15 protein-coding genes are annotated in these 20,522 nt (G+C 69.0%); 5 read left to right on the top strand and 10 right to left on the bottom strand.

Features of this window, described 5'->3' with window-relative positions; genetic code table 11:
• Nucleotides 1-148: 148 nt before the first annotated feature.
• The 9 genes from AB0L53_RS23755 to AB0L53_RS23715 all read right to left on the bottom strand — a co-directional run bounded on the left by AB0L53_RS23755 (nucleotide 149) and on the right by AB0L53_RS23715 (nucleotide 11,450).
• Nucleotides 149-1,372 (bottom strand): acyl-CoA dehydrogenase family protein, encoded by a 1,224-nt coding sequence (locus tag AB0L53_RS23755; protein ID WP_363997499.1) that lies wholly within the window; start codon nucleotides 1,370-1,372, stop codon nucleotides 149-151.
• A gap of 53 nt (nucleotides 1,373-1,425) precedes the next feature.
• The gene (locus tag AB0L53_RS23750; protein ID WP_363997496.1) at nucleotides 1,426-3,540 is read right to left on the bottom strand and encodes an ATP-dependent RecD-like DNA helicase; all 2,115 of its coding nucleotides are present in this window, start codon (nucleotides 3,538-3,540) and stop codon (nucleotides 1,426-1,428) included.
• A 90-nt stretch (nucleotides 3,541-3,630) separates the two neighbouring features.
• Nucleotides 3,631-5,394, bottom strand: a complete 1,764-nt coding sequence (locus AB0L53_RS23745) for an ABC transporter substrate-binding protein (protein ID WP_363997493.1) — start codon at nucleotides 5,392-5,394, stop codon at nucleotides 3,631-3,633.
• Nucleotides 5,395-5,413: 19 nt separating this feature from the next.
• The gene (locus tag AB0L53_RS23740) at nucleotides 5,414-5,686 is read right to left on the bottom strand and encodes a DUF2160 family membrane protein (protein ID WP_214639318.1); all 273 of its coding nucleotides are present in this window, start codon (nucleotides 5,684-5,686) and stop codon (nucleotides 5,414-5,416) included.
• 2 nt (nucleotides 5,687-5,688) lie between these two features.
• Nucleotides 5,689-6,441, bottom strand: a complete 753-nt coding sequence (locus tag AB0L53_RS23735; protein WP_357647321.1) for a carbohydrate ABC transporter permease — start codon at nucleotides 6,439-6,441, stop codon at nucleotides 5,689-5,691.
• Nucleotides 6,442-6,536: 95 nt separating this feature from the next.
• Nucleotides 6,537-7,496, bottom strand: a complete 960-nt coding sequence (locus tag AB0L53_RS23730) for a sugar ABC transporter permease (protein ID WP_363997489.1) — start codon at nucleotides 7,494-7,496, stop codon at nucleotides 6,537-6,539.
• Nucleotides 7,493-8,638, bottom strand: coding sequence for an ABC transporter ATP-binding protein (locus AB0L53_RS23725; protein WP_363997486.1), 1,146 nt, complete (start codon nucleotides 8,636-8,638; stop codon nucleotides 7,493-7,495). Before AB0L53_RS23725 ends, AB0L53_RS23730 begins: the two co-directional genes overlap by 4 nt.
• Entirely contained in the window at nucleotides 8,631-9,722 is a 1,092-nt protein-coding gene (locus tag AB0L53_RS23720) for an ABC transporter ATP-binding protein (RefSeq protein ID WP_363997483.1), read from the bottom strand. Before AB0L53_RS23720 ends, AB0L53_RS23725 begins: the two co-directional genes overlap by 8 nt.
• 216 nt (nucleotides 9,723-9,938) lie before the next feature.
• Nucleotides 9,939-11,450: an N-acetylmuramoyl-L-alanine amidase gene (locus AB0L53_RS23715; protein ID WP_363997480.1), complete on the bottom strand. Its 1,512-nt coding sequence runs from the start codon at nucleotides 11,448-11,450 to the stop codon at nucleotides 9,939-9,941.
• Between the two features lie 235 nt (nucleotides 11,451-11,685).
• Here AB0L53_RS23715 and AB0L53_RS23710 point away from each other — a divergent pair, with 235 nt between their 5' ends.
• The gene (locus AB0L53_RS23710) at nucleotides 11,686-13,623 is read left to right on the top strand and encodes a family 10 glycosylhydrolase (RefSeq protein WP_363997754.1); all 1,938 of its coding nucleotides are present in this window, start codon (nucleotides 11,686-11,688) and stop codon (nucleotides 13,621-13,623) included.
• Here the strand turns inward: AB0L53_RS23710 and AB0L53_RS23705 are convergent.
• Nucleotides 13,613-14,494 (bottom strand): NAD(P)-dependent oxidoreductase, encoded by an 882-nt coding sequence (locus AB0L53_RS23705; protein ID WP_363997477.1) that lies wholly within the window; start codon nucleotides 14,492-14,494, stop codon nucleotides 13,613-13,615. The two genes, AB0L53_RS23710 and AB0L53_RS23705, sit on opposite strands and share 11 nt — an antisense overlap.
• A 243-nt stretch (nucleotides 14,495-14,737) precedes the next feature.
• On the opposite strand from AB0L53_RS23705, the gene AB0L53_RS23700 reads away from it, so the two are divergent.
• Genes AB0L53_RS23700 through AB0L53_RS23685 form a run of 4 tightly spaced genes read left to right on the top strand, consistent with a single transcriptional unit; the run spans nucleotide 14,738 to nucleotide 20,415 of the window.
• On the top strand, nucleotides 14,738-16,045 hold the full coding sequence (locus AB0L53_RS23700; RefSeq protein ID WP_363997474.1) for an extracellular solute-binding protein: 1,308 nt from the start codon (nucleotides 14,738-14,740) through the stop codon (nucleotides 16,043-16,045).
• Nucleotides 16,042-16,992: a sugar ABC transporter permease gene (locus AB0L53_RS23695; protein WP_358536375.1), complete on the top strand. Its 951-nt coding sequence runs from the start codon at nucleotides 16,042-16,044 to the stop codon at nucleotides 16,990-16,992. The genes AB0L53_RS23700 and AB0L53_RS23695 overlap by 4 nt, the downstream gene beginning before the upstream one ends.
• Complete coding sequence (locus AB0L53_RS23690) at nucleotides 16,989-17,816, top strand: carbohydrate ABC transporter permease (protein ID WP_363997471.1); 828 nt, start codon at nucleotides 16,989-16,991, stop codon at nucleotides 17,814-17,816. Before AB0L53_RS23695 ends, AB0L53_RS23690 begins: the two co-directional genes overlap by 4 nt.
• Before the next feature lie 16 nt (nucleotides 17,817-17,832).
• The gene (locus AB0L53_RS23685; protein ID WP_363997468.1) at nucleotides 17,833-20,415 is read left to right on the top strand and encodes a glycoside hydrolase family 78 protein; all 2,583 of its coding nucleotides are present in this window, start codon (nucleotides 17,833-17,835) and stop codon (nucleotides 20,413-20,415) included.
• Nucleotides 20,416-20,522: the final 107 nt, after the last annotated feature.

Genomic DNA, 20,522 nt, shown 5'->3' with positions numbered 1-20,522 from the left:
CCTTGGGCGACCCCGCCGTACTTCGGCGGAGGCTTGGCTGGAGAAGGGGGAAGTGCCGTCGCCGACCAGTCGCTGTGCCGCCCACGGTGTCGCCCGGCGGAAGGCGGGCGACCCTCTCGCCCCAAGAGCCTCAGCCCCTGACGGCGGGTCACAGGGGGAGGCCGCCGGTGGCCGCACCGGTGGAGCCCGTGTCGCGGTAGGCGGCGATCGTCCGCTCCGCGATGCGCATCTGGTGGATCTCGTCGGCCCCGTCGGCGAACCTGGCCCAGCGGGCGTGCTGGAACATACTGGCCAGCGGGGTGTCGGTGGAGTAGCCGAGCGCGCCGTGCACCTGGATCGCCCGGTCGATGATGCGGTTGAGGCTGTTGGCCACGAAGTGCTTGGCCATCGACACCTCCGTACGGAAGTCCTCGCCCTTGTCGATCTTGTACGCGGCGTGCAGCACCATCAGCTTGCACTGATAGAGCTCCATGGCCGAGTCGGCGATGAGCCACTGCACCCCCTGCTTGTCGGCGAGCACGGAGCCGTGGCTGTATCTGCTGAGCGCGCGGTCGACCATCATGTCGAGCGCCGTCTCCGCCTGCGAGATCCAGCGCATGCAGTGGGCCAGCCGCGCCGGGCCCAGGCGGTATTGGCCGAGGCGGTGGCCGTTGCCCCGCCCGCCGAGCACCTGGTCGTCGGGCACCCGCAGGTCGGTGATGACGATCTCGCTGTGGCCCGTCGAGCCGTGCATGGTCTCGACCTCGCGGATGTCGTTCCAGCCCGGCGAGGGCAGGTCGACGAGGAAGGCCGTGTTGGCGCCCCGCGCCCCTTCGGGCAGGTCGAGCTCGGTCCTGGCGATGAGGATGGCGAAGCCCGCCCGGCGGGCGTTGGAGATGAACCACTTGTGGCCGTTGATCACCCACTCGTCGCCGTCCTTGACCGCGCTCGTGCGGATGAGCGTGGGGTCGGAGCCGGCGACCTCGGGCTCGGTCATCGCGAAGCACGACATCTTGCTTCCCTCAAGCAGGGGGCGCAGGTATTTCTCCTTCTGCGCGTCGCTCGCCCAGTGCAGCAGCGTGTGCATGTTGCCCTCGTCGGGCGCCATGCAGTTGAGCACCCACGGCCCGAGCCGGGTCTTGGCCGCCTCCGACTGCACCATGGCCAGCTCGACGTGGCCGAGCCCCATGCCGCCCCACTCCTTCGGCATGTGCGGCAGCCACAGCCCTTCGGCCTTGGCCTTCTCGCGCAGCCGGAAGATCGTCCGCAGGTAGGCGTCGCGGTCGCTCTCCGGCACCTCCTCGACGGCCGGGATGACCGTGCCCTGGATGAAGGCCCGGACCCGGTCGCGGATCTTCTCGTGCTCGGGGGCGAGAGTGAAGTCGATGGCCATGGTGCTCCTTCGGGGGGTGTCAGGCCAGCAGATGGGCCGGATGCCGGGTGGTGTCAGGCCAGCAGGTGGGCCAGACGCCGGGTGAGGCCGGTGTTGCGGCGGTCGCCGAGCCGGGCGACCGCCAGCTCCAGAGCCTTGCGCTCGCCGACCAGCACCACCCACGACCGGGCCCGCGTGACCAGGGTGTAGAGGAGCCGGCGGCGCAGCATGATGCCGCCGGACTCGGCGACGAGGGGCGCGACCACGAACGGGTATTCGCTGCCCTGTGAGCGGTGCACGCTGATCGCGTAGGCGTGGGTCAGGTCGTCGAGCTCGTCGAAGCCGTAGGTCACCGTCTCGCCGTCATCGATGGCGATCTCCACGAGCCGCTGCTCCTGGACGATGCCGGTGATCGTGCCCGTCTCGCCGTTGAAGACGCCCTTGTCGTAGTTGTTGCGGATCGGCATGACCCGGTCGCCGACCCGGAAGGCCGAGGCGCCCGACCAGTGCTCGGCCCGTCCTTCCTGGGCGGGGTTGAGCCGCTCCTGGAGCCGGCGGCCGAGCTCGGCGGTGCCCGCCGCGCCCTTGCGCATCGGGCACAGCACCTGCACCTGGCCCGGCTCGACGCCCTGCTTGCGGGGGATCGCGACCGTCGCCAGGTGGACGACCCGCTCGGCGACGGCCTCGGGGTCGTCGAGCTCCTCGAACCAGAAGCCGCCGCCACCCGGGATCCCGGGCAACTGCCCGGCCCGGATGCGGTGGGCGTTGTGGATGATGCCGCTGCCGTCGGCCTGGCGGAAGACATGCGTGAGCCGTACGCGCGGGATCTCCTCGACCCGCAGCAGGTCGGCCAGCACGCTGCCGGGCCCGATGCTGGGCAGCTGGTCGCTGTCGCCGACGAGCAGCAGGTGGCTGCCCGACGGGATGGCCGAGGTGAGCCGGGTGGCCAGGTGCAGGTCCAGCATGGACGCCTCGTCGACCACGATCAGGTCGGCCTGCGCGGGCGTCTGGTCGAACAGCGCGTCGGGGTCGGGCTCGTAGGCCAGCATCCGGTGGACGGTCATGGCCGGCAGCCCGGTGAGCTCCGACAAGCGCTTGGCCGCCTTCCCGGTGGGCGCGGCGAGTGTCACCCGGCCGCCCATCGCCCGCGCGGTGGCCGCGATGACCCGCACCGTGTGGCTCTTGCCGCACCCCGGACCGCCGGTGAGGACCGAGACGGTGCTGGTCAGCGCCATGGTCACGGCCGCCCGCTGGTCGTCGTGCAGCTCCGGGTCCTCACGGAAGTCGCGCATGGGCAGCGTCGAGCGGGCCTGCCAGAGCCTGCCCAGGTGCTCGGCCAGCTTGAGCTCGCGGCTGTGCAGTTCCTTGCCGTAGACCACGATCTGGTCGGCAGTCGCTTCGACGACCACGCGCCGCTCGGCGGTGAGGGCGTCGATCATCGGCCGCACCACGTCCTGATCCTGCTCGACGAGCTCGGCGGTCTGCGTGAGCAGGGCGGTGAGCGACAGGTAACAGTGGCCGCCCCTGGCGGCGGCCGTCTCCAGCCGGTCGAGCAGCGCCGCCTTGATCCGCTGCGGGCTGTGCTCGGGCACCCCCGACTGGAGGGCGATCTTGTCGGCCGTACCGAACGCGATGCCCCGCACCCGGCCGATGAGCTGGTAGGGGTCGGAGGTGATGAGCTCCGCCGAGTCGCGGCCGAAGACCTGGAAGATCTTGGCCGCGAGCAGCGGGCTGACCCCGAAGCCCTGCAGGACCACCATCAGCGCGGCGATCTCCTTCTGCTCCCGCCACGCCTCCAGGATCTGGCCCTGCCGGGCCGGGCCGATGTTGACGACCTCCCTGAGCCGCTCGGGCTCGGTGTCGATGACGGTCAGCGTCGTCTCGCCGAAGTGGCCGACGATGGCCTGGGCGAGCCGCGGGCCGATGCCGCGGATCAGGCCGGAGCCCAGGTAGAGCTGGATGGCCCGGGTGGTGGACGGCACGATCCGCTCGCACGCCGTGACCGTGAAGCGCCTTCCGTGGCGGGGGTGCTCGCCCCACTCGCCGGTGAGCGCGAGCGTCTCGCCCGGCTGTACGCCGGCCAGCGCGCGGCCCGCGGCGACGAAACCGGGCGTGGTCTCGGCGGTCATGCGGGCAACCGTGTATTCGTCCTCACGGACGTACACGAGCTGCTCGACAGAGGCCTCCACGGCACTGATCCAATCATTCGCGCTTACTGGCCGCGTAGGCACACTAAGAGAGGGGACCGACAGATTACCCGCCGGTCCCGCCGCGACTGATCAGCCTCCGGACTTCCACTGGGCGATGAGCTTGTCGTAGTCCAGCGTCGCCGGCTTGCCGCGCTCGTCGGCCAGCTTCGGCGCGGGGGCGCCGGGCTGGTCCAGCCAGTATTGGGCGTCGCGCTCCGGGTTCAGCTTGGGTGCGCAGTTGCCGCCGCGGCGCTCCAGCCGCGACAGGATGTCGTCCTGCTGCTTGGCCAGGTTGTCCATCGACTGCTGGGCGGTGGTCTCACCGGTGACGGCGGTGGCGACGTTCTGCCACCAGAGCTGGGCAAGCTTCGGGTAGTCGGGGACGTTGGTCCCGGTCGGCGTCCACTGCTTGCGGGCGGGGGAGTTGTAGAACTCGATCAGGCCGCCGTACTTCGCGGAGTTGTCCTTGAAGTAGTCGCTCTTGATGTCGGAGTCGCGGATGAAGGTCAGGCCGGTGATCGACTTCTTCAGCGAGACCGTCTTCGAAGTGACGAACTGGGCGTACAGCCAGGCCGCCGCCCTGCGCTCCTTGGGTGTGTTCTTGAGCAGGGTCCAGGAGCCGGCATCCTGGTAGCCCAGCTTGTTGCCGTCCTTCCAATAGACGCCGTGCGGGCTGGGCGCGACGCGCCACTTCGGCGTCCCGTCGGCATTGACCACCGGGAGACCCGGCTTGGTCATGTCGGCGGTGAACGTGGTGTACCAGAAGACCTGCTGGGCGATGTTGCCCTGCGCCGGCACCGGGCCGGCCTCGCTGAAGTTCATGCCCGCCGCCTCCTTCGGCGCGTACTTCTTCAGCCAGTCGACGTACTTGGTCAGCGCGTACACCGAGGCGGGCCCGTTGGTGTCGCCGCCGCGGGTCATCGAGGAGCCGACCGGGCGGCAGTTCTCCACCCTGATGCCCCACTCGTCCACCGGCAGGCCGTTCGGGATGCCCGGGTCGCCATTGCCGGCCATGGACAGCCACGCGTCGGTGAAGCGCCAGCCGAGCGAGGGGTCCTTGCGGCCGTAGTCCATGTGGCCGTAGACCTTCTTGCCGTCGATGGTCCCGTTGCCGTTGACCTTGTTGGTGAAGAAGTCGGCGATGTCCTCGTAGGCCGCCCAGTTGACGGGCACGCCCAGGTCGTAGCCGTAGGCTTCCTTGAATTGCTTCTTGTACGTGGGATTGGTGAACCAGTCGTAGCGGAACCAGTAGAGGTTGGCGAACTGCTGGTCGGGGAGCTGGTACAGCTTCTTGTCCGGCCCGGTGGTGAAGCTGGTGCCGATGAAGTCGTTCAGGTCGAGGGTGGGCGAGGTGACCGCCTTGCCCTCGCCCGCCATGTAGTCGGACAGCGGGAAGACGTAGTTGCCGCGGAAGTGGGTGCCGATGAGGTCGGAGTCGTTGACGTAGGCGTCGTAGATGTTCTGGTTGCCCTGGATCTGCGTCTGCAGCTTCTCGATTACGTCACCTTCCTGGATCAGGTCGTGCTTGACCTTGATCCCGGTGATGTCGGTGAACGCCTTGGCGAGTTTCTGCGACTCGTACTCGTGGGTGGTGATCGTCTCGGAGACGACGTTGATCTCCATGCCGCGGTACGGCGCGGCGGCCTTGGTGAACCAGTCCATCTCCGCGAGCTGCTGATCCTTGGACAGGGTGCTCGGCGTGAACTCGCCGGCCACCCACTTCTGCGCCGCCGCCTTCCCTTGGGCCTCGGTGAAGTCGCTCTTGGGCTTCTGTTCGCCCGCTGAGCACCCGGCCCCCAGTAGGACGAGCACGGCCAGGCCAACGGCCGTGGTCCTGCCTCTAGGACGTCTCATCGCCTCATGCCTCCTTCGGTCAGCCCCAAATCCCGATCACGATGGTCACCAGGAGCGCGCACGCCAGAGCCAGCCACATGGACAGGTCGGTGACGGCGATCCAGCCGGCGAGTACGACGGCCGCGCTGATCAGGCCGATGTACAAGCGGTCGCCACGGTCGGTCTCGATGCGCAGGAAGCCGCGCCGGGCCACCGGGGGCGAGAAGTGGCCCCAGATCGCCATGCCGCACAGCAGCAGCGCCAGGCCGATGAAGACCAGGGCCGTGGGGAGGGTCCACACCATCCACTGCATCGTCAGACCCTTCCAAGAGCGAAGCCCTTAGCCACGTAGTTGCGCACGAACCAGATGACGATGGCGCCGGGGATGATGGTCAGCACGCCCGCCGTGGCCAGGAGGCCCCAGTCCACTCCGGCCGCGCTCACCGTCCGCGTCATCGTGGCGGCGATCGGCTTGGCGTTGACCGAGGTGATGGTCCTGGCGATGAGCAGTTCGACCCAGCTGAACATGAAGCAGAAGAAAGCGGTGACGCCCACCGCGGAGCGGATCATCGGCAGGAAGATGCGCAGGAAGAACCGCGGCAGGGAATAGCCGTCGATCGCCGCCGTCTCGTCTATCTCGCGCGGTATCCCGGACATGAATCCTTCGAGGATCCAGACGGCGAGCGGGACGTTGAACAGCATGTGCGCGATGGCCACGCCCAGGTGCGTATCGAACAACCCCACGCTCTGATAAATCTGGAAAAAGGGCAGCAGGAACACGGCCGGCGGCGCCATGCGATTCGTCAGCAACCAGAAGAACAGGTGCTTGTCCCCGGCGAACCTGAACCGGGAGAAGGCATAGGCGGCCGGCAGCGCCACGATGAGCGACATCACCGCGTTCAGAGACGTGTAGATGATGGAGTTCAGATAGCTCGAATACCAGACCGGGTCGGTGAAGAAAGTCCGGTAATTGTCGAGCGTGGTCCGCTGCGGAATGAGCGAGAAGCTGCCGAGGATGTCCTCATTCGGGCGGATGGACATGCCGAACATCCACAGCAGCGGCAGCATCAGGGTGGCGGCGTACAGCCAGAACACCGCCCGCGCCCAGGGCAGCTGCCGCCCGGCCCGCCGCGCCACGGCGACCTGTCCCTCGGCCATCGCGGTCACCTCCCTGACCTGGTCAGCACGGTGAAGAAGACGTACGAGACGATCTGTACGACGAGGAAGTACAGCAGCGAGAAGGCGCCCGCCGGCCCCAGGTCGAACTGCCCGACGGCGACCTTCGACAGCAGGATGCTCAGGAACGAGGTGGCGTTGCCCGGCCCGCCGCCCGTCACCACGAACGGCTCGGTGTAGATCATGAAGCTGTCCATGAACCGGAGCAGGATCGCGATCGTCAGCACCCCGCGCAGGCGCGGCAGCTGGATGTGGCGGAAGGTCGCCCAGGCCGAGGCGCCGTCGATCTGCGCGGCCTGGAAGTAGGGGTCGGGGATCGACCGCAGCCCGGCGTAGGCCAGCAGCGCCACCAGTGGGGTCCAGTGCCAGACGTCCATGATCAAGACCGTGATCCAGGCGTCGGTGGAGTCCAGTGTGTAGTTGAAGTCGATGCCCAGGACGTTGTTGATCGTCCAGCCGCCCAGCCCGATGTCGGCGCGGGCGAAGATCTGCCAGATGGTGCCCACCACGTTCCACGGGATGAGCAGCGGCAGCGCGACGATGACCAGGGCCACCGACACCCAGACCCCCCGGCGCGGCATCGCCACCGCGAGCGCTACCCCGAGCGGGATCTCCAGCAGCAGCACCTGGGCCGAGAACAGCAGGGTCCGCACGAACGCGGCGCGGATCTCGGGGTCGCGGGCGACGGACCTGAACCACTCCAGCCCCACGAAGATCCGGTCGTCGGGGCTGAAGATGTCCTGGACGGAGAAGTTGACGACCGTCATCAGCGGGATCACGGCGGTGAAGGCCACCGACACGACGACCGGCAGCACGAGGAGCCAGGCGCGGTTGTTCTTCGGCTTGAGGCTCACCCGGGTGTCGGGCGTGCCGTCCTGCGGGGCGGCGCCGGTGACGATCTCGCCGCCCACCGGACTGCCCGCGACGGTGACGCTCTGCTCGGTCACGTTGCGCCCTCTCCGTCGAGTTCGTCGAGCCCGTTGAGCGGTGCGGAGGGCCCGTTGAGTGGTGCGATGGACCCGCACCTGACCGAGTCCCTGAACAGGAACGCGCGATCCGGTGCGAAGTGCAGGAACTCCACGGCGTCCGGGGCGAACCGGGCGTCCGCCTCCGTTTTGGCGATCACCGGGTGGCCACCGGCCTCGACGTGCACGAGGTTGTAGGCGCCCATCCGGTCCACCCCCGTCACCCGTACGGGCAGTCCGGGCGAGGCTCCCTCACCGCCGAGCCGGGCGAACTCCGGCCGCACCCCGATGCGCACCGGCCCAGGTTCCAGCTCGCCCTCCTGGTCGCTGACCGCCTGCCCGACGTCCGTCTCCGCCACTCTGACCACTCCGTCGGCGATCTCGGCGGGCATGACGTTCATGCCGGGCGAGCCGATGAAGTGGCCGACGAATTCGTGGGCGGGCGACAGGAACAGCTCCGTCGGCTCTCCCGCCTGCACGATCGCGCCCTCGTTGAGCACCACCACCTCGTCGGCGAAGGTCAGCGCCTCGGTCTGGTCGTGGGTGACGTAGATGAGGGTGTGCCCGGTGTCGCGGTGGATCTCCTTGAGCTTGCTGCGCAGCGTCCACTTGAGCGCGGGGTCTACGACGGTCAGGGGCTCGTCGAGGAGTACGGCGGCCACCTCGGAGCGGACCAGCCCGCGGCCCAGGCTGACGATCTGCTGCCGGCCCGGATCCAGCCGCCGCGACCTGCGCTTGAGGTGGTCGTCCAGGCCGAGGAGCTGTGAGACCCGGCGTACCCGCTGGTCGATCTCCGCCTTGGGATACTTCCGGTTGCGCAGCGGGAAGGCCAGGTTGTCGTAGACCGACATCTCCTCGTACAGCACCGGGAACTGGAAGACCTGCGCGATGTTGCGGCCCGCCGTCGGCACGGCGGTCACCTCGCGGTCGTCGAAGAAGATCCGTCCCACGGTGGGGGAGAGGAGCCCCGAGATGATGTTCAGCAGCGTCGTCTTGCCGCACCCGCTCGGGCCGAGCAGCGCGTACGCCCGTGAGCTCCGCCAGGTCCACGTCATCGGCCGCAGCGCCCAGGTCCGGCCGCCGTCGTAGCTGTGTCCCACGCCTTCGAGCCGGATGTCAGCCATGCAGGTCGACCTCCGCGGCGGAGGTGGCGAGCAGGCGCCCGCCGGCCTCGTCGAAGACGAAGATGTGCGCCGGGTCCACGTAGGCCATGGCCCGCTCGCCGGGGGTGAAGAGCTGGGGGCCCGGCAACTGGGCGACCAGGTGCCGCCCGTCGACCAGCTGCAGGTGCAGGAAGGTCGAGCTGCCCGTCACCTCCGCGAGCCTGATCTCCGCCGGGAACTCCAGCACGCCGGCTCCACTTCGTTGGATCGTCACCTGGTGGGGGCGTACCGCGAGCACCACGTTCCGCCCCGAGGCGTGCGCGCCGGGGGAGGGGAACGAGCTGCCCAGGCACTCGATCCGGCCCTCGCGTACGACGCCGGGCAGCAGGTTGAGCGGCGGATCGCTGAGCGTCGCGGCGACGGACAGCGTCGGCGGCTGGGCGTACATGTCCGCCACGTCGCCCACGTCCAGTACCCGCCCCTCGCCCAGGACCACCGTCGGCGAGGCGAAGGTCAGCGCCTCGGCCGGGTCGGCCGTCGAATAGAGGACCACGCTCGGCGAGTCGAGGAACATGTTCTTCAGATCGCCCCGCAACTGCTCGCGGAGCTTGAAGTCGAGGTTGGCCAGCGGCTCGTCGAGCAGCAGCACGTCGACCGGCCGGGCCAGCGCGCGGGCGATCGCGGTGCGCTGCTGCTGGCCGCCGGACAGCTCGGCGGGCCGGCGGTCGAGCAGGTCGCCGATGCCCATGATTTCGGCGACCTCGCGCACCCGCCGATCCATGTCTTTCTTGGGAAAGGAGCGCGCCATACGCAGCGGTGAGGCGATGTTCTCGTAGACCGAGAGCGAGGGATAATTGATGAATTGCTGATAGACGAAGGCGACCGAGCGTTTGCGCACGGAAATAGCCGTTACGTCTTTTCCGTTCACCACGACCCGCCCCGCGTCGGGTGGAAGCAGTCCTCCGACGACCCGCATCAGCGTCGTCTTCCCCGCTGCCATCGGCCCGACGAGCGTGGTCATTCCATTGGATAATTCCAGGTGGATGTCGTGCAGCCAGGTTTCCCCGCGCTGCCGTACGCGGACGCCGTCAAGAACCAGCGCCATGTGCACGAGCCTCCTTGCCGGAGTGCGATCGACTGCCGCGCCGCCCCGAAGCGTGGTCGGTCAAGACCCCTCCATCTAACATCCTTTGCCAGGACGTGCAAAGGGGGAAGTTTCCATCGGTCCACTTATTAGCGAATGGGCATATATTTATCGATGTTTATTTGGCCGCGGTGAACAAGTACGGCCCGCGCGATCGGGCACGGGCCGTACCAGATGTCAGACCTTGCTGATGCGGACCGCGTCCGCGATGACGAGGCCGGTGCCGGAGGTCCACCGGCTGACTCCCACGACGTTGGCGGTGCCCGCCGCGAGAGAGAAGGTGCCGAGGCTCTTCCAGCTGCCGCCGCCGGAGCGTTGGTCCACGTACACCGTCTGGTTGCCGCCGGAGGCGGCCACGATGTACGGCGCGGAGCTGTTGTAGCCGGGATCGTCCGGATACCAGACCTCCACGCGGTAGGTGCCCGCGCTGGGGATGGTCGCCTGGTACCAGGCCGGGTCGCTGGCGGCCACGGGGTCGGCGAACCGGTAGTCAGCGCCGTAGCGCTGGGTGGAGTAGGTGGAGGTGCCCCAGTTCGCGCTGGCGGTGAACTGGCCGGAGGTGGTGTTGTCGACCGTGGTGGTCCACGTCGGGGTGCCGCCGCCACCGGTCACGTAGTTCATGTACGTGGTCCAGTTCCAGTACTGCCCCGGGTCGGTGTGGTCGGCGCCGGGCACCTCGGAGTGGCCGATGATGTGGCTGCGGTCCTTCGGGATGCCGTACTTGTCGCAGATGTACTTGGTCAGCGCGGCCGAGGACCGGTACATCGCGTCGGTGAACCACGAGGCCTCACTGACGTAGCCCTCGTGCTCGATGCCGATGGACCTGGTGTTGTACGTCCAGTTGCCGGCGTGCCAGGCGATGTCCTTGTCCCGGACCATCTGGGTGATCGCGCCGTTGGACGACTTGACCACATAGTGGGCCGAGACCTGGGCGCTGGGGTTCTGGAACCAGGAGATCGTCCCGGCGTAGGAGCCCTGCGTCACGTGGATGACCACCCGGTCGATGGCATAGCTCGACTCGCGGCTGGAAGCGGTGTAGTTGCTGGAGCTGGCGGCCGCCCAGGTGGCGTCCGGGTAGTCGGGGCTGGCCGCCTCGGCGGCGCCGAACGAGCGCGTCTCGGCGTACTGACCGCGGTCGGCCGTCACCTCCTGCGGCGCCACGCGTACGTCCTTGGCCTGGATTCCGAGGCCGAGCAGCTCGTAGACGGCGTCGGCGTAGAGGCGGGCGAGCTGGGGCGAGGCGGTGTTGCCGTACTTCGCCACGGCCTCGTACCAGCGGCCGGGGTCCTTCCTGGCGGCCTCGTCGAGGCCGAGCTCGTCGGCGTTGGCGCGCAGCAGCGCGGCGCCGCCGAGGATGTTGGCCGCGGTGTCGGCGCGCAGCTTCTTGACCGGCAGCCCCGTGAGCCCGGACGCCTTCTCCAGCGCCTTCGTGGTGGGGTTGCTGACCAGGTGCATCACGCCGTATCCACCGCTGGCGCTGGGCTCGCCGTTGTGGCCGTCGAGGTGGGTCTCGGCGTAGGCGAGCGCGACGAGCAGGTCGCGCGGGACGTCCTGGGCCGCGGCGGCGCGGGCGAAGGCGTCCGAAAGCGGCGTGTCCTTGGCCGCGACGGCGGGCTGGCCGGCGAAGACCAGGAGAGCGGCGAGGACCGTGGAGACGAGAGCCGTTAATCGCTTGGGGGAGAGTGACATGGGAGCTCCCTCGTTAAGGGTCGACGGCTGCACAGTAAGCCGGTTCCTGACAGATGTCGATAATTGACATTACTGAGGAGTTAGAAGAAACTTTCCGCCCGCGCCCGTTTCGTCCGGAGCGCGAAAGTTGGGCCCCCCGATTGGCTGAAGACTATTGCGCTCGGTTCGGGAGAAGATGAAACTTCTTTTCGTGACCACGCACCCCCTGCGCACCATCCTGGCCACGATCCCCCTTGTGCTCACCGCTCTTGTCGCTCCCGCTCTCGTCGTCCCCTCCACGACCCCCGCCGTCTCGGCGGCGGCGTGCGTGACCGATCCCGCGACGCCCAAGCGGCAGTTACGGGGCATGTGGGTCTCCTCGGTCGCCAACATCGACTGGCCGAGCAGCGCGGGGCTGAGCGTGGCGGCCCAGCAGGCGGAGTTCAGGGCGTGGCTGGACCTGGCCGTGTCCAAGCGGATGAACGCCGTGTTCGTGCAGGTCAGGCCGACGGCTGACGCGTTCTGGCCCTCGTCGTACGAGCCGTGGTCACAGTGGCTCACCGGCACCCAGGGCAAGGATCCCGGCTACGACCCGATGGCCTTCATGGTCGCCGAGGCCCACGCCCGCAACCTGGAGTTTCACGCCTGGTTCAACCCGTACCGGATCGCCAACAACGCCGACCCGAGCAAGCTGGTGGCGACCCACCCGGCCCGGACGCACCCGGCCTGGCGGTTCGCCTACGGCGGCAAGCTCTACTACAACCCCGGCATCCCGGAGGTCCGCGACTTCATCGAGGACGCCATCATGGACGCCGTCACCCGCTACGACCTCGACGGCGTGCACCTCGACGACTACTTCTACCCCTATCCGGTCAGCGGCGAGACCATCCCGGACGCCGCGACGTACGCCCAGTACGGCGGCGGGTTCGGCACCATCGCCGACTGGCGGCGCGACAACGTCAACCAGCTGATGCGCGAGATGGACCAGCGCATCCACGCCGCCAAGTCCTGGGTCTCCTTCGGCGTCAGCCCGTTCGGCATCTGGCGCAACGCGAGCACCGACCCGCTCGGGTCGAGCACCTCGGGCCTGCAGTCCTACGACGCGATCTACGCCGACAGCAGGCTCTGGGTCAAGCAGGGCTGGGTCGACTACCTCGCGCCGCAGATCTACTGGAACATCGGGTACGCCCCGGCGGACTACGCGGTGCTGACCGCCTGGTGGTCGGGCGTGGTGCGGGGCACCGGGGTCCAGCTGGTCGTCGGCCAGGCCGCCTACCGCGCGGGCGCCAGCGGCCAGGACGCGGCCTGGCAGGATCCCGCCGAGCTCAGCGACCACCTCTACGACAACAGGAAGCACCCCGAGGTGGCCGGCGACATCTACTTCAGCGCCAAGGACGTCAAGGCGAACCGGATCGGCGCCATCGCCGCGCTGGTCAACGCCCACTACGCCAAGCCCGCCCTGCTGCCCGCCCGCGGCACCGCCGCCGCACCGGCGGCTCCCACGAGCGCGGCGGCGACCAGGGGCTCGGGCGGCGTGGCGCTCTCGTGGCAGGGCGGCGGCGCCACGGCGTACGCGATCTACCGGGTCGACGGCTCCCAACCGGCGGCCGATCCGTGCGCGTACGCCGACGCCCGCAACCTGCTCGGCACGACCAGGAAGACCACCTTCACCGACGCCACGGCGACGGCCACCGGCGGCTACACCTACTACGTGACCGCGCTGAACCCAACGCATCAGGAGAGCGCGCCGAGCGCGGGCGCGGTGGTGACGGGCACGGCGGCGTTCAGCGTCGTGGCCGACAACTCCGACGCCGGGTTCGCCGCGAGCTCCTCTTGGGGCACCTCGTCGTTCTCGGCGCAGCTCTACGGCGCCGACTACCGCTTCGCCGACCCCGTCGCGGCCAGCGACCCGGCGTGGTTCAAGGCGGCCATCCCGAGCGCCGGGAGCTACCGGGTGGAGGTCTGGTACGCCGCCAACGCGGGCTACAACAGCGCCACGCCGTATCTCGTGGCGGCGTCGGGCGGGAACCAGACCGTGGTCGTGGACCAGCGTTCGGGTGGCGGGCAGTGGCGGACCCTCGGCACCTACACCCTCGGCGCGGGCACCTACAACGTGGTCGGGGTGAGCCGCTGGACCTCCACGACCGGGTACGTCATCGCGGACGCCGTGCGCATCACCAAGGTCACTTCTTGAGCGCCCGGCCGTTCTCGTCCAGGTAGTCGCGCCACGAGCGCTTGGGCGCCCAGCCGAGCAGGCGCACCGCCTTGGCGCAGGAGATGCCGGAGGCGTCCGGACGACTGAGCGGCCGCAGCGCGATGGCGTCGCCGTAGTGCTCCCGCAGGGCCGTCGCGAAGTCGTGGCCACCGACGTTGTCGGGCGAGGCGATGTAGAACACCTCGTGTCCCGGCAGGTCGGACTCGGTGGCCAGCACGATGGCGTCGGCCAGGTCGTAGACGTCGATGTAGCTCCACAGCCCGGCTCCGGGCTGTCCGTCGCGGAGCTGCGGGCCCAGATTGCGCTCGTAGTTGCCCTCGTGCTGCACCCAGCTCGGCCGGATGGAGACGCATCGGATGTCTGACCGGCGCACGGCCGCGTCCATGAGCTGCTCGCCGAAGTGCTTGGCGGTGGCGTAGGGGTCCTGCGGCCGGATCGGGTGCTCTTCGTCCACGGGCGCGTAGTCGGGCAGGAACGGCCGCTCGGGGAAGAAGAAGCCGGGCACGGTCTCGCTGGAGATGTTCACGAAGCGGGTCACGCCGAACCTGATCGCCGCCTCCAGCATGTTGAAGGTGGACATCAGGTTGTTCTGGAAGACCACGTGCGGCGGGTTGGTGCTGGGCTCGGGGATGGCGGCGGCGTGGACGACCGCGTCGGCGCCGCGGACCACCGCGTACGCCGCCCCGGCGTCGGTCAGGTCGGCCTGCTGGTAGCGGGGGGCGCCGGGCTCCGTCCGCTCCCAGACCGGGCGGGTGAGGTCGACGGCCGTCACCTCGTGACCTGCGTCGAGCAGGGCCTGGGTGGCCGCACGTCCGACCTTTCCGTGGGCACCGGTGACGACGACGTGCATGGGAGCTCCTTAGACGGGTCGGGACGTCCAGGATAAGGGGACGGGTCGTCGACGCTGAAGGCTTGAATCGTTTCGCTTCAGGGCGGGTATTCGCAAGTATCTGGCGGAGGGCGCGCCCGGAGCCGCTGATACGTTTCCGTTTCGTTACCGCAGGAGAGCCTTGACGGCCCCGAACGTAAAGCCTATGTTAACGCCCTAACGAGGCCATTGAAACGATTTAAGCTTCGAGCCCCAAGGGGTGTTATGAAGACCACGCTTCACAGACTCGGGGTGGCCTTCTCCGCCGCCCTCCCCCTCCTTTCCCTGGCGGCATGCGGCTCGTCCGGCAGCACGACGGCCGCCGACGGCAGCGTCACGATCTCCTTCCTCTACGACAACAACGAAGCCACGGTCAACGGGGCCAAGGCAGTCGTCCAAGCTTTCGAGGCGGCCAACCCGAAGATCAAGATCGAGTCGGAGACCCGTCCGGCGGGCACCGAGGGCGACAACATCATCAAGACCCGGCTGTCCACGGGCGAGATGAGCGACGTCTTCTGGTACAACTCCGGGTCCCTGCTCCAGGCCCTCAACCCCGGTCAGACCCTCGTCGACCTCACCGGCGACCCGGTCATGAAGAACGTGGAGGAGTCGTACCTGCCCGTTGTCACCCAGGGCGGGAAGGCGTACGGCGTGCCGACCGGAACCGCCACGGGCGGCGGCATCCTCTACAACCGCAAGGTTTACGAGAAGCTCGGACTGCAAGTGCCCAAGAGCTGGGCCGAGTTCACGGCCAACAACGACAAGATCAAGGCCGCCGGGCTGACGCCGGTGATCTCCACGTTCAAGGACACCTGGACCTCGCAGCTGTTCGTGCTCGCGGACTTCTTCAACGTGCAGGCCGCCTCGCCGACCTTCGCGCAGGACTACACGGCCAACAAGGCCAAGTACGCCACCACCCCGGCCGCGCTGGCCGGCTTCAAGCGCCTGGAAGAGGTGCACGCCAAGGGGTACCTCAACAAGGGCTTCGGCTCGGCCAACCTCGACGCGGGCATCAAGCTGCTGGCCGAGGGGCAGGGCGTGCACTATCCCCTGCTCACCGGAGTGGTGCCCGGCTTCATCAAGAAGTTCCCGCAGGTGGGTACCGACGTCGGCTTCTTCGGCCTGCCGGGTGACGACGCCGCCAAGAACGGCGCCACGGTCTGGGAGCCCAGTGCCGCCTACATCCCCAAGACGACCAAGCACCTCGACGCCGCCAAGAAGTTCCTGGCCTTCATAGCTTCCCCGGAGGGTACGGCCGCCCTTGGCAAGGGCACCCCGCCGGCCGGACCGTACCGGATCAAGGGGGCCAAACTGCCGGATGACGCGGTCCAGGTGGCCAAGGACCTGCAGGGCTACCTCGACAAGAAGGCGTCCGCGCCCGCGCTGGAGTTCGTCTCCCCGGTCAAGGGCCCGTCCCTTGAGAACATCACCGTCGCGGTCGGTTCCGGCCTGACCACGGCGGCCGAGGGGGCGGCCCAGTACGACAAGGACGTGGAGAAGCAGGCCAAGCAACTGGGGCTCGCGGGGTGGTGACCTCGTCGAGGCCGAGCACGGCCACGTCGCCCGAGCCGCCCACCGCGGCGGCCGGGCGGCGTGCCCGCGCGCGCAAGGGGAAGGGCGGGCGCGGCGGCAACCCGTACCCCTACCTGTTCTATGTGCCCGCGGGACTCGTCTACACGATCGTCTTCCTGGTTCCGACGATCATGGCCTTCTACTTCTCGATGACCAGGTGGACGCTGTTCGACAGCACCTTCGTGGGGCTGGAGAACTTCACCGACTTCTTCGCCGAGCAGAACCTGCGGATCGGCTTCCAGAACACCCTGATCTACGCGGTGACCACCAGCGGGCTGAAGGTCGTGCTGGGGATGGCGCTCGGCGTGCTGCTCACCTCGCGGATCAAGCTGCGCGGCTTCCTGCGCTCGGTGGTGTTCTTCCCGGTGCTGGTGAGCACGGTCGCGGTCGGCATCACGTTCAGCGTGCTGCTCAAGCCCGACACCGGGCTGGTGAACAAGGCGCTGGCCCTGGTGGGCATCTCGGGCCCCGACTGGCTCGGCGACGCCAACACCGCGCTGCTGTCGGTGGCGCTCGTGGACGTCTGGAAGGGCGTCGGCCTGGCCACCGTCATCTACATCGCCGGCATGATGTCGATCCCGCGTGACTACTACCAGGCGGTCGCGGTCGACGGCGGCGGCGCCTGGCACCGGTTCAGGTTCGTGACGCTGCCGCTGAGCTGGCCCGCCACCAACTCGGTGATCATCCTGTCCTTCATCGGCGGGCTGCGGTCCTTCGACCTCATCTGGACGATGACCCGCGGCGGACCCGGCTTCACCAGCGACGTCATCGCCTCGATCATCTACAAGCAGTATCAGGCGGGGTTCTTCGGCCTGTCGACCGCCGGGAACGTGATCCTGTTCATCGTGGTCACCGCGCTGGTCGTGCCGCTCACTCGCTTCCTGAGCGCCAGGGAGGTCGCCGCATGAGGGCGCTGCGCAGATCCGGGCCCGAACTCGTCGTGGTCCTCCTGGCCGTCGTCATCTTCATCGTGCCGTTCTCGTTCATGGTGCTCACGGCGGTCAAGGACGAGGTCCAGTCGGCGGAGCTGGACTTCGGCTGGCCGACGAGCTGGCCCATCGTCCAGAACTTCGTCGAGGTGATCGAGGCGCGCGACTACGTGCTGCTGCGCGCCTTCCTCAACAGCACGATCCTCACGGTCGTGGCGGTCACGCTGCTGGTCCTCTTCTGCTCCATGGCCGGGTTCGTGCTGCAGCGCAGGGCGGGCCGCATGCGGTCGGTGGTCAACTTCCTGGTGCTGTCCGGGCTGATCATCCCGCCGGCGATCGTGCCGACCATCTGGGTGCTCCAGACTCTCGGCCTGTTCAAGACGCTGCCGGGGCTCATCTTCGTCGAAGTCGCCTTCCACATGTCGTACTCGGTCCTGCTTTATCGCGCTTTTGTGGCGGCGGTGCCTCGCGAGCTGGACGAGGCGGCGATGATCGACGGGTGCACCGGGTTCCGGCTGTTCTTCAAGGTGATCTTCCCGCTGCTCCGGCCGGTGACGATCACGGTCATCCTGACGACGTCGGTCGCCGTCTTCAACGACTTCGTCAACCCGCTCTACTTCCTGCCCGGTGACGAGAACGCCACCGTCCAGCTCACCCTGTACAACTTCCAAAGCCAATACAGCACGCAGTGGAACCTGCTGTTCATGGACATCGTGCTCATCACGATCCCGCCACTGCTCGCTTTCATCTTCTTCAACCGCAAGATCGTGGCGGGGATGACCGCCGGCGCGATCAAGGGCTGACGCTCAGAGGAGCCGCATGACCATCGACCTGCGTTTCGAGCACCACCGAGAGCCGCTCGGCATCGGCGAACCCAGGCCACGGCTGTCCTGGACGGTCCGTAACGACCGTCCCGGCTGGCAACAGCACGGCTACGACGTCGAGATCCGCGACTCGGAGGGCAAGGTCGTCTCCACGACCGGGCGCTCCGACTCCGTGCTGGTCCCGTGGCCGGGTGACGACCTGCGCTCGCGGGAGCGCCGGGCCGTACGCGTGCGGGTCCGCGGTCAGGACGGCGAGGCGAGTGAGTGGAGCGAGTGGACCTGGGTCGAGGCCGGCCTGCTGGAGGCGGAGGAGTGGCGCGCGGAGGCGGCGGCGCCGCCCGCCGAGCTGCTCGGCGCGCCGGACGGGCCCGCGACCATGCTCAGGCGCGGCTTCGCCCTGCGCGGGCCGGTCGAGCGGGCCCGCCTGTACGTGACCGGCCACGGCCTGTACGAGGTGGAGATCAACGGGCAGGTCGTGGGCGATGACGTGCTCGCGCCCGGCTGGTCGAGCTACGACCACCGCCTGCGCTACCGCACGCATGACGTCACCGCGCTGCTGGCGGAGGGCGACAACGCCATCGGCGCGATGCTCGCCGACGGGTGGTACCGCGGCCGCGTCGGTTTCAAGGACGGCCGGGTCGAGACGTACGGCTCGCGCACCGCGCTCATCGCCCAGCTCGAAGTCGTCTACACCGACGGCTCGACCGACGTCGTGACCACCGACGGCTCCTGGCGCTGCGCGCGCGGTCCGGTCCTCGCGGCGAGCCTGTACGACGGCGAGAAGTACGACGCCCGCCTGCTGCCCGCCGGCTGGTCCTCACCCGGCTTCGACGACGGCGCCTGGCTGCCCGCCGACGTCGTGGACCACGACCGCGGCCTGCTCGTCGCCCCCACCGGCCCGCCGGTCCGCCGCTTCGAGACGCTGCGCCCCGTCGAGGTCATCGAAGGCCCGGCCGGCGAGACGATCCTCGACTTCGGCCAGAACATCTCCGGCCGCCTGCGCATCCGCGTCCAGGGACCGGCGGGCCACACCGTCACCCTCCTCCACGCCGAGGTCCTGGAGAACGGCGCCCTGTCGCGCCGCCCGCTGCGCAACGCGGCCGCCCAGGACGAGTACACCCTGGCCGGCAGCGCGGAGGAGGAGTGGGAGCCGCGCTTCACCATGCACGGCTTCCGCTACGCCGAGGTGATCGACTGGCCGGGCGAGCTGCGCCCCGACAGCGTCCAGGCCGTCGTCTGCCACACCGACATGCGCCGTACCGGCTGGTTCACCTGCTCGGACCCGCAGCTCCAGCGCCTGCACGACAACGTGGTGTGGAGCATGCGCGGCAACTTCGTCGACCTGCCGACCGACTGCCCCCAGCGCGACGAGCGCCTCGGCTGGACCGGCGACATCCAGGTCTTCGCCCCCACCGCGGCCTTCCTGTACGACTGCGCGGGCACGCTCGGCTCCTGGCTCGCCGACCTGGCCGCGGAGCAGGACGAGTCGGGCATGGTGCCCTACTACATCCCGTGGGTCAGCCTCGAGTTCCCCGCCATGCCGACGGCGGCGTGGGGAGACGCGGCGGTGATCGTGCCCTGGGTGCTCTACGAGCGCTTCGGCGACCTCGGGGTGCTGGAGGCGCAGTACGACAGCATGAAGGGGTGGGTCGACCACATCGCCGGCATCGCGGGGGACGACCACCTGTGGGACGAGGGCTTCCAGTTCGGCGATTGGCTCGACCCCGCCGCGCCGCCGGACCGGCCCGGCAAGGCCAGGACCGACCCGTACCTCATCGCCACCGCCTACCACGCCTGGACCGCGCAACTCGTGGCCGACACCGCCGAACTGCTGGGCCGGGGCGAGGACGCGAAGAAGTACGGTGAGCTGGCCGCCGACGTCCGGGCGGCCTTCCGCCGCGAGTACCTCTCGCCGTCGGGCCGCCTGGTCAGCGACACCCAGACCGCCTACGCGCTGTCGCTGCACCTCGGCCTGGCGGAGACGCCGGAGCAGCGGGCGCGGGCCGGCAAGCGGCTGGCCGAGCTGGTGGACCAGGACGACTACCGCATCGGCACCGGCTTCGTCGGCACGCCGCTGGTCTGCGCCGCCCTGGCCGCGGCAGGCGAGCACGACACGGCCTACCGGCTGCTGACGCAGCGCGAATGCCCCTCGTGGCTGTACCCGGTGACCATGGGCGCGACCACGATCTGGGAGCGCTGGGACAGCATGCTGCCCGACGGCTCGGTCAACCCCGGTGAGATGACCTCGTTCAACCACTACGCGCTGGGCGCGGTCGCCGACTTCCTGCACGGCACGCTCGCCGGCCTGGCCCCCGCCGCGCCCGGCTACCGCCGCATCCGCGTCGCGCCGCGACCCGGCGCCGGCCTCACCCACGCCTCCGCCGAGCACGAGACGCCGTACGGTCCGGCGGCGGTGGCCTGGTCCCGGACAGGCGGCAACCTCACGGTCACCGTCTCCGTCCCGTCGGGTACGACCGCCGAGGTCGACCTGCCGTCCGGGGAACTGGTGGAGGTCGGGTCGGGGATGCACACCTTCACCACGCCGTACCGCGATCCGGCGGACGACCCGGTGGCCTGAGCGGTCTCGTGCCTCTGGGGCGGCGGGTTCGTCGCGCCGCCCTGGGGGTCCGGCCGGGCCACGATAAGGTGCATCGGGTGATCTAACGGGTACGACCGTTCTGGCCG

The organism is Nonomuraea sp. NPDC052129 (assembly GCF_040680095.1).
Taxonomy (GTDB): domain Bacteria; phylum Actinomycetota; class Actinomycetes; order Streptosporangiales; family Streptosporangiaceae; genus Nonomuraea.
This window is presented reverse-complemented; position numbering and strand designations above follow the sequence as displayed.

What these genes read in the sequence shown, in the direction of transcription:
- AB0L53_RS23755 (WP_363997499.1), bottom strand. Translation starts at nt 1,372, where the DNA reads ATGGCCATCGACTTCACTCTCGCCCCCGAGCACGAGAAGATCCGCGAC.
- AB0L53_RS23700 (WP_363997474.1), top strand. Translation starts at nt 14,738, where the DNA reads ATGAAGACCACGCTTCACAGACTCGGGGTGGCCTTCTCCGCCGCCCTC.
- AB0L53_RS23735 (WP_357647321.1), bottom strand. Translation starts at nt 6,441, where the DNA reads ATGCTGCCGCTGCTGTGGATGTTCGGCATGTCCATCCGCCCGAATGAG.
- AB0L53_RS23720 (WP_363997483.1), bottom strand. Translation starts at nt 9,722, where the DNA reads ATGGCGCTGGTTCTTGACGGCGTCCGCGTACGGCAGCGCGGGGAAACC.
- AB0L53_RS23690 (WP_363997471.1), top strand. Translation starts at nt 16,989, where the DNA reads ATGAGGGCGCTGCGCAGATCCGGGCCCGAACTCGTCGTGGTCCTCCTG.
- AB0L53_RS23745 (WP_363997493.1), bottom strand. Translation starts at nt 5,394, where the DNA reads ATGAGACGTCCTAGAGGCAGGACCACGGCCGTTGGCCTGGCCGTGCTC.
- AB0L53_RS23725 (WP_363997486.1), bottom strand. Translation starts at nt 8,638, where the DNA reads ATGGCTGACATCCGGCTCGAAGGCGTGGGACACAGCTACGACGGCGGC.
- AB0L53_RS23740 (WP_214639318.1), bottom strand. Translation starts at nt 5,686, where the DNA reads ATGCAGTGGATGGTGTGGACCCTCCCCACGGCCCTGGTCTTCATCGGC.
- AB0L53_RS23685 (WP_363997468.1), top strand. Translation starts at nt 17,833, where the DNA reads ATGACCATCGACCTGCGTTTCGAGCACCACCGAGAGCCGCTCGGCATC.
- AB0L53_RS23715 (WP_363997480.1), bottom strand. Translation starts at nt 11,450, where the DNA reads ATGTCACTCTCCCCCAAGCGATTAACGGCTCTCGTCTCCACGGTCCTC.
- AB0L53_RS23705 (WP_363997477.1), bottom strand. Translation starts at nt 14,494, where the DNA reads ATGCACGTCGTCGTCACCGGTGCCCACGGAAAGGTCGGACGTGCGGCC.